The organism is Ochrobactrum sp. MYb379, assembly GCF_037479515.1.
Classification (GTDB): domain Bacteria; phylum Pseudomonadota; class Alphaproteobacteria; order Rhizobiales; family Rhizobiaceae; genus Brucella.
Genome location: NZ_JBBGYW010000003.1, coordinates 362,133 through 376,230 on the forward strand (window position 1 = coordinate 362,133; position 14,098 = coordinate 376,230).

Here is a 14,098-nt window from a genome sequence, read left to right on the forward strand (position 1 = left end):
CAAGCCCATGCCGCAGAAAACCGATCTTCTCGTTCCCGTCTTGCAAGGCCAGCCCGTCATTCCCGTCTTGCTGATTGATAAGGCCGAACATGCGGTTCCTTTGGCACGCGCGCTTGCCAAAGGTGGTTTGCCTGCAATCGAGATCACGCTGCGCACGCCAGCAGCACTCGATGCAATCCGTGCAGTAGCGTCGGAAGTACCAGAGGCAATCGTTGGCGCAGGCACTATCCTCAATGCAAAGCAATATGAAGAAGCAGCCAAGGCTGGTTCGCGCTTCATCGTAAGCCCCGGCGCCACGAAATATATTCTCGCGGCGGCCGATGATAGCGACGTGCCTCTCCTGCCTGCGGCAATCACCCCAAGCGAAATGCTCGCCCTTCGCGAAGAAGGCTACACGCATCTCAAATTTTTCCCAGCAGAACAGGCTGGTGGTGCGCCGTTCCTGAAAGCGCTTTCCTCACCGTTGGCAGGATTAACCTTCTGCCCAACTGGTGGCGTAAGCCTTGCAAATGCCAAAACTTATCTTTCGTTGCCAAATGTTGTCTGCGTTGGCGGCTCATGGGTTGCACCAAAAGAATTGCTGGAGGCAGGCGATTGGGATGGCATTACAAAGCTCGCTGTGGAAGCCGCAGGTTTGAAGAAATGAGCTTTTAAATAGCGCAATAAAAAAAGGGGCCCTCACGGCCCCTTTTTTCTTTACTTGCAATAGGATCAGTTGATTTTGGTAAACTTCGCTACGGTTAGGAACGTCACAGCATTTCCGCTGAACTGACTGGAGCGTTCGCTTGGCAAATCTCCACGCTGGAAGCCCGCGGTATAGACCATAGCAGGCGCAGATCTCATCGCATCGTTGCGCAGAACCGCATTGGTTGCCGGTGCAGTCTGTGCGACGGACTCCGTCGACATAGCGACCGCAGAAGCTGGAATTGCAGCTGGCTGGACCATTGGCGCTGGGCGTGAAGCTGCGGCGGCAATACGACGATCACCCTTGCCCGTTGAACGAGCGCCAGTTTTCGCAGTATGACCAACGGCAGCAACATGTGAACGTGATGGGGCCGTCTTTGCAACAGATGCGGTCTTAACAGGCGCAATCTTCACTGGCTGTGGCTTTGTGGAAGCAACCTGCTGCGTCTCAAAATCATCCTCTGGTGGCGCAATCAGCTCACCAATTTCGTCCTTTTTAGAAACCAGCGCCAATTGCGTATTGGCACGTGGCGCTTCCTTAGGCAGCGGATAGGACGCCGCATTACCCTGGGCAATCACATTGCCAGCATCGGCAACCGTTGTCTCTGACTGCGGATTATTATTAACGATCTGCGCAATCGCATCCTGCGGATTTTCTTGCGCTAACTGCGGACGCATCGCGGGAACAACAGCCGCTGCCAATTGTGGTGCTGTTTCCTGCTGCGGACGCATTGATGGGACGGGAACAAAACCGGTCAGCATCGCGTTTGTCCCAGCATCAGCGACTTGCTGCTCAGCAGCATCTTCCGGTACTGCGGCGGCTGCAAGAGCAATTGCGTCCTGCGCTGCATTAGCAGGCTTGCTAGAAGGAATAGGAACGTTAAATGCAACCGCAGGTGCTTCTTCAGCTTGCTGCGGAACTTCTACAATTGCTTCAGGGCGCGGAGCCTGCATCGGAATTGGCGCATCACGTGCAGGTAAAGCAGCGATCATTGCTTCAGGCTGTGGCGTCTGGACTGGAGCAGCAGGTGTTGGAGCCTGACGAACAGGAGCGGCACGGGCAGGACGAGCAGCCGCTGGCGCTACATCACCATTATCTTCTTCTTCATCAGCGCCACCGCCGCCAAACAGTGCACCAAACAGCGTCTTGCTCTTTTTTGGCGCAGAATTGCTTGCCATCATGACATTGCCGCCACTGGCTTTTTGTCGTTCGATCATCGCTAATGCTTGCTCATAGCCCGGCAATGGCTTGCCGTCAGCTGGAAGGTGAGCAGTTTTGCCATCTGGGAACAGTGCCAGCAGTTCGCGACGGCTCATGCGTGGCCACGAACGAACATTGCCCACATCCATATGGGTGAAGGGCGAACCGGAGCGCGGATAGTAGCCAACGCCACCGACCTGATAGCGCATGCCAATGGCGCGTAGTTTCGCAAGCGGTACACCCGGAATGAAAAAGTCCATCGCGCGGCCAAGCGTGTGCTGGCTCTTTTTAGCAACACCGCTGGTCTTGGAACGCAGCATGTTGTTGGTCGCAGGCGAACGATAAGCGGACACGACAGTGATATACTGGCTCGATCCGGTCGAGCGATAAACCTGCCAAACGAGATCGAACAGACGCGGATCCATTCGGGTTGGTTCGTTGCGACGCCAATCGCGCAGAAAGACATTCAGCTTCTTTAAGCCGTCCGGCAGGAACTTGCCGTTCTTTTTGAAGGTGATTTCTGCCTTTTCACCCGTATGAACATAATAGAGCTTCAGCGTACGTGTTTCGGCAGATGCCTGCGAAGGCGCCAGTGCCGTTACAATCGCCGCTGCAACCAAAGCTGTCGAAGCAGACGCTCGAACCTGAGAAGCCGAATTGAACAATCCTGTCCAGACTTTCGCCAACCGTGCTTTGATAGTCGATATGCTGCTCATCGAATTATATCGCCTTACCGTGTTGTCCGCCCTAGGGGCCGTATCAGAGTTCAAAAAACGAATATGCGTGAACCCTGATTGTCGGTTTTAATGGTTAATGGACACTTAGTGAACAACAAATGAGGAAACACCATGGCAAAAAAGCCACAGTCACGCATCTATTTTCAACATAGTAAAAAAACTATTAACAATCTTCATCGATGCTAACATTCTGGCAACACAGACAGGAACAATCAAAAAGTCGATATTTTATATGGCTTTAACAGGCATTATCCACGCGAAGTATGTCGAGTAATATGAGTATCGACATCTAAAGCGTCATCTTGCGCCTTGTGGGAAATAGTCGCCACATCAACGCCGTATTCCTTCAATTTCCGATAAAGAGTCGTTCTCCCAATGCCCAATCGGCGAGCGACCTCACTGATTTGCCCGTCATAATGTGCGATTGCAATACGGATCATTTGCTCTTCCGCTGCTGCCAATGTTCGAACCTGTCCTTCAAAATCGATACTGCTAATAGCCGTCCCATTATTATGCGGAACTACCGCCGCAAGTGGAGATATTATGTTCTCAGGCGACGATTTTGAGGCCGGCATGATCGCATCAAACCCAATATGACGAAAATCTCGTGCCGTGAGAGCCGATTCATTGCTTAGAATCACTGCCTGATAAATTGCGTTTTTTAATTCGCGCACATTTCCAGGCCAATCATACGATTTGAGACACTCCAACGCATAAGGCGTGATGCCCGCAATGTGCCCGCGCCGCTCCTCACTCGCAAAGCGCATTAAAAACTGATGTGCCAAACCCGGTATATCTACTGAGCGATCACGCAGATGAGGCATCTTTATCGAAAATGATGCGAAAAAGTGATACAAGCCTGGATGAAACTGTCCTAGCTGAACCAACTCAGCCAAACAATGACTGTCGGAAGCAATCAAACGAACATCACTGAAAAGCGAGCCTTTTGCATCAGACAGTACAGACTGACTTGCCTTGATAAAAGCAAATAAGCGCTGCTGCGTACGTGGGGGCAACGCGCTGATCTGATCGAAAAACAGGCTACCGCCTTCTGCTTCTGCTACTTTTCCCGCGACCAGAAAAGGCACATTATCAGGCTTTAAAAAAGCACGAGCAGCAGACTGTCCAAAGAGGATTTCATCTGCACTTTCTCTCGACAGAGATCGACAATCAACTGCAACAAACGCCGCTTGCCATCGGCTACCACCGCTAACAATTGCACGCGCGAGTGTTTCTTTACCTGTACCTACTTCACCTTCGATCAATACAGGAGTGTCGAGTGACGCAGCACGCCGTGCTAAAGAAACGACTTTCTCCATTTCCGAACTTTTGGATGACATTTCCGAGAGTGAAATGTCACTTTTTTGCGAAATGCGGGTACGTTTTATTTCATGCGTTAGCGAATCCAGCTTAAATGCATTCGCTATAGACACCTGGACCCGCTCAAAAGCAGCGGGTTTGACGATGAAATCAATCGCACCAAGCCGAATAGCGTGCATTGCGTTCTCAATCTCAGTATCAAGAACGAGCGCAATCACCGGAATGCTAATGCCTGATTCACGGATTTTCGCAAGAACCGAATATCCGTCCAAATCCGGCAGACTTAGATCGAGAAGGACAAGCGAGACGTCCTTGCGGCTTCCGATAATGTTAAGAGCATTGATGCCGCCATCTGCAAGAATAGTGCGATAACCCATACGCATAACAGCTGCCTCAAGGCCTCTGCATTGTATCGGATCATCATCAACTATAAGAATACGCGTACTCATGAACTGCTATCTACCGATGGTTTAAACGTCTCTATATCCCAATATCCAGTATGTGTCTTATTTCAGGCGTGCATTTGGAGTAGCGCTTCCTTTGAATGCAACCCCTGATAAGGTCGAAGCACATTTCATCCTCAGAATTGTTGAAACACCAACACCGCGCCCTAACCCCTTGGCGTGTTGAAAAAGACATGCGAGAAGAGGGCAACAGGAGAATGCAATGACCGAAGCGACAAAACTTGGACAATTGCCGGAATGGAATCTGGCTGACCTTTACCCTTCTGCCGAGAGCGCTGAACTAAAAGCTGATCTCGAAAAGGCGGCGAAGGATGCAGCAACGTTTGAGACACGCTGGAAGGGTAAGCTTGGCGAAGAGGCAGCCAAGACCAATGGCGGAAATTTTGCCGATGCGATCAAGGAATATGAAGCTTTAAGCGAACTTATGGGCCGCATCGCTTCTTTTGCGGGCCTTTATTACTACGGCGACACCACCGACCCCAAGCGTATGAAGCTGTTTGGTGATGTGCAGCAGAAGCTGACTGACGCCAACACACCGCTGATTTTCTTCAGTCTCGAAATCAACCGTATTGATGACGGGATACTTGAAGAAGCTATCGTCTCCAATCCGGCGATCGCTCATTATCGTCCATGGCTGGAAGATCTTCGTCTCGACAAGCCTTATGAGCTTGAGGACAAGCTGGAACAGCTTTTCCATGAAAAATCGATCACTGGCTATAGCGCATGGAACCGCCTGTTTGATGAAACCATGTCGAGCCTTCGTTTTGAAATTGACGGTGAAGAACTGGCTATCGAGCAGACCCTCAACATGTTGCAGGACGCAGATGGTGCGGTGCGCAAAAAGGCATCTGAAGCGCTTGCGAAGACTTTTGGCGCAAACCTTCGCACCTTCACGCTGATTACCAATACACTGGCCAAGGACAAGGAAATCTCCGACCGTTGGCGTGGTTTTCAGGATATTGCCGACAGCCGCCATCTTGCCAATCGCGTTGAACGTGAAGTTGTCGATGCGCTCAGCAGTGCCGTTGAAGCAGCCTATCCACGCCTCTCACACCGCTATTATGCGTTGAAAGCCAAGTGGCTCGGCCTTGAAAAGTTGGAGAACTGGGATCGCAATGCGCCGCTGCCGGAAACACCGCAGGCGCTGATCTCGTGGGATGAGGCACGCGAAACCGTGCTTTCCGCCTATGGCAACTTCGCGCCTGAAATGGCCGAAATCGCCAAGAAATTCTTTGACAAGAACTGGATTGACGCGCCGGTGCGTCCGGGCAAGGCGCCGGGTGCTTTTGCGCATCCAACAGTGCCTTCCGCCCATCCATATGTGCTGCTCAACTATATGGGTAAGCCGCGCGATGTAATGACGTTGGCCCACGAGCTTGGCCATGGCGTGCATCAGGTGCTGGCTGGCGAACAGGGTGCGCTGATGGCATCGACGCCACTCACACTGGCTGAAACGGCTTCCGTTTTTGGTGAGATGCTCACGTTCCGCTCGCTGCTTGAACGCACCACCAACAAGCGCGAGCGCAAGGCCATGCTGGCTCAAAAGGCCGAAGACATGATCAATACGGTCGTGCGCCAGATCGCTTTCTACCAGTTCGAGCGTCGTGTTCACACCGAGCGCCGCGAAGGCGAACTGACATCAGAGCGTATCGGCGAAATCTGGATGGATGTGCAGCGCGAAAGCCTTGGCGATGCAGTCAATCTCAATCCGGGTTACGAAACCTTCTGGACCTATATTCCGCACTTCATCCATTCGCCGTTCTACGTCTATGCCTATGCCTTCGGCGATTGTCTGGTAAACTCGCTTTATGCCGTCTACCAGAACTCGGAAAAAGGCTTCCAGCAGAAGTATTTCGACATGCTGAAAGCGGGTGGCACCAAGCACCACAAGGAACTGCTGGCGCCATTTGGCCTTGATGCAACCGATCCGGATTTCTGGAGCAAGGGCCTGTCGGTGGTGGAAGGCATCATCGACGAACTCGAAGCCATGGAAGACTGAGCAAATTCGTGACCCACAAGGGTTTGATGAATAGGGGTTTGAATAGGCAGCAAATCCTTTTTCGGGATGACAAGGCGGGCCGCGATGTTTTATTCGCGGCTCCGTCTTCGATTATCCGTGCCGATACGCCAGATACGTTCGAAGCGGCATGGGAGGCCATGCAACGCGCCCACGAAGCGGGCAAGTGGCTTGCAGGCTATCTCTCGTATGAAGCGGGCTATCTGCTTGAACACAAACTGAAAGAGCTCCTACCGGAAGGTCGCAAAGCACCGCTTTTATGCTTTGGTGTCTTCGATGGCCCATCAGATGAAGCCTTGCACTCGCGCAGCGATGACAACATCACGTACTTACGTGAACCGATCGCCCAGTGGTCGCTTGAGGATTACCAGCCGAAGTTTGCACGCCTTCACCAGCATTTGCGCGAAGGCGATTGCTATCAGGGCAATCTGACATTTCCGGTTCATGCTGAATGGGACGGCGATCCACTCGTGCTGTTCAACACGCTCGCAAAGCGTCAGCCTGTCCGCTATGCGACCTATTGCGATCTCGGTGGCCCGATCATCTTGTCGCGTTCGCCGGAACTTTTCTTTGAAGTGGATAGCGAAGGTTATATCGAAACACATCCAATGAAGGGCACCATGCCGCGCGGTGCCACCCCTTTTGAGGATGAGGCGAACCGCCAGTTCCTGATGAACGACCCTAAGAATCAGGCGGAAAACCGCATGATTGTCGATCTGTTACGTAATGATATTTCATTGATCAGCGAAGTCGGATCGCTTGATGTGCCTGAAATTTTCCGGGTCGAAACCTATCCAACCGTGCATCAAATGATCAGCCGTGTGCGCGCAAAACTGAAGCCGAACCTCAGCTTGCATTCTCTTTTTAAGGCGCTCTTTCCCTGCGGCTCCATCACCGGCGCGCCGAAAATCAGCGCGATGGAAATTCTGCGCAAACTGGAAAGCGTCCCGCGCGACATCTATTGCGGCTCACTGGGCTGGATAGAACCGAGCGGACGCATGCGGTTCAATGTTGCCATTCGCACGCTCTCGCTTCTTGAGCAAAATCGTGCAATTTTCAATGTCGGGGGCGGCGTGGTTTTCGATTCCACAGCGCAAGCGGAGTATGAGGAATGTCTTCTGAAAGCACGGTTCGCAACGGGACAGCGACCAGCGATGCGGAACCAGACTATCAGCTGATCGAGACAATGCGCTGGGAGCCGCTTTCTGGCATTTTGCGTTTTGATCTCCATATGGCGCGACTGGAAAATTCAGCACGCGAACTCGGTTTCCATTACAATATGGAAACAGTCCATCAGAAAATTTCCGAAATTAGTGTAGGTGAAAACCCTCTCAAACTCCGGCTAACCTTAGCCCCTGATGGGTTGATCACAATAACCGCCGCGCCCTACGAACCGCTATTGGCTCAAACTGTGTGGCGCATCGCGTTGGCTGAAACGCGTCTCAACCACGACGATGCGTTGCTCCGCCACAAGACGACTCGACGCCGAGTCTATATTTCTGCCCGTGAAGAATATTCGCCAGCGGAAGTGGACGAAGTCATTCTCCTTAATGATCGTGGAGAAATCTGCGAAGGCACCATCACATCGATTTTCCTCGATATTGGCGGCAGCACCTGTGTCACCCCTGCCCTCTCATGTGGTCTGCTCGACGGTGTTCTACGACGCGAACTTCTGAACAATAACGTCGTTCAGGAGGGCGTTGTGACGGTGGACGATCTCACCCGCGCACGCAACATTCTTGTCGGCAATTCATTGCGCGGAATGATCCGGGCTCAGCTGGTTACCATATAAATTCGTTAAACACGTTTGCTGTCATAGGCTTGTGACGTTTCTTTCTTTCTATGAACCTGTGCTATCGTAGCAAAATAAGTAATTCCGCATCCCGGAAATACCAAGCGCTGCATCCTTGCGGCAGGAGAGAGAAAGAAAATGGCGAAAGCGAAATGGCCAGTCTATGGCGAAATTACCGGCTCTGTTATTATGATCGGCTTCGGCTCGATCGGGCGCGGTACCCTGCCACTGATCGAACGCCATTTCAAATTCGACAAGTCCCGTCTGGTCGTCATCGATCCATCTGAGAAGAACCGCAAGATACTGGATGACAAGGGTATCCGCTTCATCAAGGAAGCGATCACAAAAGACAATTACAAGAAGGTTCTTGGGCCTCTGATCAAGGAAGGCGAAGGCCAACCGTTCATCGTCAATCTGTCCGTCGACACTGGTTCGCTCGACCTGATGCGCTACAGCCGTGAAGAAGGCGCGCTCTATATCGATACGGTTGTCGAGCCATGGCTGGGCTTCTATTTTGATGAAAAGGCAGACAATGCCGCGCGCACAAATTATGCACTGCGTGAAACGGTATGCGCTGAAAAGAAAAAACATCCGGGCGGCCCTACCGCTGTTTCCTGCTGCGGCGCAAATCCCGGCATGGTGTCGTGGTTTGTAAAAAAGGCGCTGATTGATCTCGCAACCGAACTCAAATTAGAATTTGAAGAGCCTGTCACCGATGACCGTCAGGGCTGGGCAAAGCTCATGAAGAAGGTCGGCGTGAAAGGTGTTCACATCGCCGAACGCGATACACAGCGCGCCAAAGAACCAAAGCCCTTTGATACGTTCTGGAACACATGGTCGGTCGAAGGTTTTATTTCTGAAGGCTTGCAGCCTGCCGAGCTTGGCTGGGGCACCCACGAAAACTGGAAACCGAAGAATGCCCGCAAACAGAAAAAGGGCAACAAGGCTGCGATCTTTCTTGAACAGCCCGGCGGCAACACGCGCATTCGCACATGGTGCCCGACCCACGGCGCACAATATGGCCTGCTTGTAACCCACAATGAAGCAATTTCGATTGCCGACTTCTTCACTGTGCGAAGCAAGAAGGGTAAGCTGGAATACCGCCCGACTTGTAACTATGCCTATCACCCAAGTAATGTCGCCATTCTCTCGCTTGATGAAATGTTTGGCGGTAGCGGACGTGCGCAGACGGTCCAGCATGTTCTCGAAGAAGACGAAATTCTCGACGGCTCGGATGAGCTGGGCGTTCTGCTCTATGGTCACGAAAAAAACGCCTATTGGTATGGCTCGCAGCTCAGCGTCGAAGAAGCCCGCAAGCTGGCACCTTATCAGAACGCAACGGGCTTGCAGGTGTCTTCCTCGGTACTTGCTGGCATGGTGTGGGCGCTTGAAAACCCGCAAAGCGGCATCGTTGAAACCGACGAAATGGATTATCGCCGCTGCCTCGAAGTGCAGCTGCCTTATCTCGGCCCCGTCAAAGGATATTATACCGATTGGAGCCCGCTTGAAGGCCGTGGCGTGTTGTTTGAAGAAGACATTGATACCAAAGACCCATGGCAGTTCCGAAACATTCTGGTTCGTTAAATTGCACGTGATTGCCCGGCCTTTGCCGGGCAATCACCATTGCGGCACTTGAGCAACAATCTCATAATACTCTTCAACAGGGCTTGTATTCGTGTAAATTTCCATACATCACACGCTAAACACTCTTACGGAGAAAATGGACATGAAACGCTTCCGCATCATCGGCTCTACGGCAATCGTATCGCTCGCGCTTGCAGGTTGTGTGGCAACCGGCCCCGGCGGTGGTGGCAATGTCCCTGTCGTCAATCGTGCACCCTCTGGCATTGATGGTCGTTGGGCTGATCCAAACGGCATCGTCTCGTCGTTCAATGGTGGCATCTTCGAAACGCGCTCGACCGACACCAATGAAAAGTTGGCCGAAGGCAACTATCGTTACCAGTCGCCACAGCTCGTTGAGATCGACATGCGTTCAATCGTGCGCGGAACATCTTCGCGCGTGAATTGCGCACTCGTTTCGCAGAACCAGCTTAACTGCACATCATCGGCAGGCTCGCGCTTCTCGCTGACGCGCCGCGCTTAAAATCTATCTGCATGATAGTTTAACGGCATACGCTTTCTGCGTGTGCCGTTTTTTCATGCGTTCCTGTCCCAAATAACTGACAATTCAACGGCCTTTGGCATTGTTAGGATTGTAATTTGCCTTTTTTTCTCTAGTTTTCCGGCAAAGCAGGAGTCGGAAAATGAGTGAGACAGATAAAGTGATCGCCACGCCAGCCAGCCATGCTGTCAAACAGCCAAAAGTTGGTGTGTTGCTGGTCAATCTCGGGACGCCAGATGGCACGAGCTATGCTCCGATGCGGCGCTATCTCGCTGAGTTCCTTTCTGACCGTCGGGTAATCGAATGGTCGCGTCTTTTCTGGTATCCGATCCTTTATGGTATCGTGCTGACTGTACGCCCAAAGCGTTCAGGCAAGCTCTATGACCGCATCTGGAACCATGAGAAAAACGAATCTCCTCTGCGCACCTATACCCGCGCTCAGGGTGAAAAGCTTGCAGTCGCCCTCAAAGACGAGGCGAACGTCATCGTTGATTGGGCCATGCGCTATGGACAACCTTCGATTGAACACGTGACGGATCGGTTGTTGAAACAGGGCTGCGAACGCATCGTCATGTTCCCGCTCTATCCGCAATATTCAGCCACCACGACTGCGACGGTGAACGATAAGTTCTTTGAAGTTCTGATGAAAAAGCGCTTCATGCCAGCGGTGCGCACGATCCCGTCCTATGAAGTCGAGCCGGTCTATATTGAAGCGCTTGCTCAATCTATTGAGAAGCATCTGGCAACGCTCGATTTCAAGCCGGAAGTCATCCTTGCCTCCTATCACGGAATTCCAAAAAGCTATTCCGACAAAGGCGATCCTTATCGTTCGCAATGCCTTGAAACATCACGGCTTTTGCGCGCTCGACTTGGAATGGATGAAAAACAGTTCCGCTCAACTTTCCAGTCACGTTTCGGACCGGAAGAGTGGCTCCAGCCTTACACCGACGAAACCCTTGTGGAACTGGCCAAGCAGGGCGTAAAATCCGTTGCAGTGCTCAATCCCGGCTTTGTGGTGGATTGCTTGGAAACAGTTGATGAAATCGGCCACGAAGCGGCGGAAGAATTTCATGAGGCTGGCGGCGTAAACTTCAGCCACATACCGTGCCTCAACGATAGCGAAGAAGGCATGAAAGTCATCGAGACACTCGTCCGTCGCGAGTTGCAGGGTTGGGTTTAATTTAGAGGGTTTGGATAATGACTGGTTTTGACATCACGCTGCTGATTTTAGCTGCACTCGTACTTATTACGCTTTTTGCAGGCATAAAGACCGTGCCGCAGGGTTACAATTATACCGTTGAGCGTTTTGGCCGCTACACACGCACGCTGATGCCGGGCCTTAATCTCATTGTGCCATTCTTCGACCGAATCGGCGCACGCCTCAATATGATGGAACAGGTGCTCGATGTTCCGACGCAGGAAGTTATTACCCGCGATAATGCGATTGTCGGCGTAGATGGCGTCGCTTTTTATCAGGTGTTGAACGCCGCACAGGCCGCTTATCAGGTTTCAAACCTGCAATATGCAATCCTCAATCTCACCATGACAAATATCCGTTCTGTCATGGGTTCAATGGATTTGGACGAACTGCTTTCCAACCGCGATGCGATCAATGATCGCCTGCTGCGCGTTGTCGATGAAGCAGCTCACCCGTGGGGTCTTAAGATGACCCGCGTGGAAATCAAAGACATCAATCCACCAGCCGACATTATCAGCTCGATGGGCCGTCAGATGAAGGCCGAACGTGACAAGCGTGCGCAGGTTCTCGAAGCTGAAGGCGACCGCAACGCGCAAATTTTGCGTGCTGAAGGTCAGAAGCAGTCACAGATTCTCGAAGCTGAGGGCAAGCTCGAAGCCGCAAAACGTGAAGCTGAAGCACGTGAACGTCTTGCAGAAGCTGAAGCTAAGGCAACGACACTGGTTTCCGATGCTGTTTCGAGCGGGAATGTTCAGGCACTGAACTACTTCATTGCACAGAAATATACTGAAGCACTCGGCAATATCGCAAGCGCTAAGAACCAGAAAGTGGTTCTAATGCCGCTTGAAGCAAGCTCGCTAATCGGCTCGCTGGCTGGCATTGGCGCGATTGCAAAAGAAGTGTTTGGAGATAGCAGTCACCCCGTTGATCCGGCGCCAACTGCACCTGCACCGCGCTCTCGCAGTGTTCCAACGACCCGCAGCTAAGACAGGATTAACGCCATGATTATTCATTTCCTGTCACAACTTGGGCTCTGGGGTTGGTTCGTTCTCGGCCTCGTCCTGCTCATTTTGGAAATTATGGCACCCGGCATTTTCTTAATCTGGTTTGGACTTGCTGCTCTTGTGACAGGCGGCATTTCCTTCCTGCTTGGCTCACTTGCAGGTTTTGGCTGGCAATTGCAAATTGTTCTGTTTCTAGTGCTTTCCGTAATCTTCGTGCTGGCAGGCCGTCGTGTTTTCGGCTCCAGCGATCGTCAGGATGAACCATTACTCAATCGGCGTGGCGATCAGCTTGTTGGTCAACGTGCGACGCTCGCAGAACCAATCGTCAATGGCCGGGGACGTATCCGCATCAACGACACGACATGGCGCATTAAAGGTCCGGACCTACCGGCTGGTACCGAAGTGCATATTGTTTCATTTGACGCGATTACGCTTGAGATGGAGGTGGCTGTGTAAACAGCCACCTTCCTTAGACGCGCATCTTTGTCCGAAAACCGCTTCACACTTTTCGGGATGCGCTCTAGATTAAGCGACGCCAATTCGCAGCAGATCGTGGAAGTGAACCAAACCAATCGGGCGATTGTTTTCAGCAACAATCAACGCGCCGATATGCTTCTCGTTGATAAGGCTAAGCGCTGCACTGGCCAGCAAATTCTGCTCAACTGTTTTGGGCTTTCGGGTCATAATATCATCGACCGCAAGCTCTGAGAGATTGCGGGCCAGATTCCGTGAAATATCACCGTCAGTGATAATACCCGCCAGCTGCCCATCCTGTTCCACAACAATCACACAGCCGAAACTTTTCTGTGCCTGCACCTTCATGGCTTCCGGCATCAATGTACCAACTGTGACCAGCGGCAGTCGATCCCCCTTGTGCATGATCTCGCGAACATGAACAAGGCTCGCACCAAGCGAACCGCCTGGATGAAAGGTTTTAAAATCTGTTGGGCTGAAACCGCGTGCTTCGAGAAGTGCGATAGCCAGCGCATCGCCGATGGCCAACTGCATCATTGTTGATGTTGTTGGTGCGAGGCCATGCGGACAAGCTTCCTGCACTTTTGGCAGCAGCAACGCGACATTGGCTGCACGTCCTAGTGCTGAATCCTCACCCGCAGTAATCGCAATCAGCGGAATGCGGAAGCGCTGGGAATAATTGACGATGCCTTTGAGTTCCGCCGTTTCACCCGACCATGACATTGCGAGAATAACATCATCTGTGCCGATCATACCAAGATCGCCATGATTGGCTTCCGCCGAATGCACGAAGAAAGCCGAGGTGCCAGTGGAAGCAAAAGTCGCAGCAAGCTTGGCACCAATATGGCCGCTTTTACCAACGCCGGTGACAACCAGACGGCCTTTAGAACCGACTATCGTCTTCACTGCTTCCGCAAAAGGCGCAGACAGGCCATTGTTCAGCGCATCTTCGAGCGCTAAGAGCCCCGCATTTTCGGTCCGGATGGTGCGTAGAGCCGAGGCAATTGAAGCCGCTTCATGTGTGGTGTCGAGCTTTGTCATGCCGCAAGGGTTAGCGCCTTAAAGCAATGTTGTCCAAGCATTTG

At 52.1% G+C, this 14,098-nt stretch carries 12 protein-coding genes; 9 read left to right on the top strand and 3 right to left on the bottom strand.

The features are described 5' to 3' along the window. Positions 1-7: 7 nt before the first annotated feature. Positions 8-646: a 2-dehydro-3-deoxy-phosphogluconate aldolase gene (locus WH356_RS08945; protein ID WP_339509954.1), complete on the top strand. Its 639-nt coding sequence runs from the start codon at positions 8-10 to the stop codon at positions 644-646. A 65-nt stretch (positions 647-711) separates the two neighbouring features. On the opposite strand, the gene WH356_RS08950 is transcribed toward WH356_RS08945, so the two are convergent. Beyond that, positions 712-2,601, bottom strand: coding sequence for a DUF882 domain-containing protein (locus tag WH356_RS08950; protein WP_339509955.1), 1,890 nt, complete (start codon positions 2,599-2,601; stop codon positions 712-714). A 269-nt stretch (positions 2,602-2,870) separates the two neighbouring features. Continuing rightward, the gene (locus tag WH356_RS08955; protein WP_339509957.1) at positions 2,871-4,391 is read right to left on the bottom strand and encodes a sigma-54-dependent transcriptional regulator; all 1,521 of its coding nucleotides are present in this window, start codon (positions 4,389-4,391) and stop codon (positions 2,871-2,873) included. 217 nt (positions 4,392-4,608) lie between these two features. Here WH356_RS08955 and WH356_RS08960 point away from each other — a divergent pair, with 217 nt between their 5' ends. The 8 genes from WH356_RS08960 (at position 4,609) to WH356_RS08995 (ending at position 12,995) form a co-directional block, all read left to right on the top strand. Beyond that, entirely contained in the window at positions 4,609-6,405 is a 1,797-nt protein-coding gene (locus WH356_RS08960; RefSeq protein WP_339509958.1) for a M3 family oligoendopeptidase, read from the top strand. 26 nt (positions 6,406-6,431) lie between these two features. Continuing rightward, positions 6,432-7,601: an aminodeoxychorismate synthase component I gene (locus WH356_RS08965; RefSeq protein ID WP_339509959.1), complete on the top strand. Its 1,170-nt coding sequence runs from the start codon at positions 6,432-6,434 to the stop codon at positions 7,599-7,601. Next, a complete protein-coding gene (locus tag WH356_RS08970) occupies positions 7,535-8,215 on the top strand; it encodes an aminotransferase class IV family protein (RefSeq protein ID WP_339509961.1) in 681 nt (226 codons plus the stop codon). Before WH356_RS08965 ends, WH356_RS08970 begins: the two co-directional genes overlap by 67 nt. 138 nt (positions 8,216-8,353) lie before the next feature. Then, positions 8,354-9,799: a homospermidine synthase gene (locus tag WH356_RS08975; RefSeq protein ID WP_339509962.1), complete on the top strand. Its 1,446-nt coding sequence runs from the start codon at positions 8,354-8,356 to the stop codon at positions 9,797-9,799. A 142-nt stretch (positions 9,800-9,941) separates the two neighbouring features. Next, positions 9,942-10,319 carry an outer membrane lipoprotein Omp10 gene (omp10, locus tag WH356_RS08980; protein ID WP_339509963.1) on the top strand — a complete coding sequence of 126 codons (378 nt, stop codon included), beginning with the start codon at positions 9,942-9,944 and terminating at the stop codon, positions 10,317-10,319. A gap of 160 nt (positions 10,320-10,479) precedes the next feature. Next, positions 10,480-11,517, top strand: a complete 1,038-nt coding sequence (gene hemH / locus WH356_RS08985; RefSeq protein ID WP_339509964.1) for a ferrochelatase — start codon at positions 10,480-10,482, stop codon at positions 11,515-11,517. Between the two features lie 17 nt (positions 11,518-11,534). Further along, positions 11,535-12,521 carry an SPFH domain-containing protein gene (locus WH356_RS08990; RefSeq protein ID WP_339509965.1) on the top strand — a complete coding sequence of 329 codons (987 nt, stop codon included), beginning with the start codon at positions 11,535-11,537 and terminating at the stop codon, positions 12,519-12,521. 15 nt (positions 12,522-12,536) lie between these two features. Then, complete coding sequence (locus tag WH356_RS08995; RefSeq protein WP_250042188.1) at positions 12,537-12,995, top strand: NfeD family protein; 459 nt, start codon at positions 12,537-12,539, stop codon at positions 12,993-12,995. Between the two features lie 69 nt (positions 12,996-13,064). On the opposite strand, the gene WH356_RS09000 is transcribed toward WH356_RS08995, so the two are convergent. After that, on the bottom strand, positions 13,065-14,054 hold the full coding sequence (locus tag WH356_RS09000; RefSeq protein ID WP_339509967.1) for a KpsF/GutQ family sugar-phosphate isomerase: 990 nt from the start codon (positions 14,052-14,054) through the stop codon (positions 13,065-13,067). Positions 14,055-14,098 lie beyond the last annotated feature (44 nt).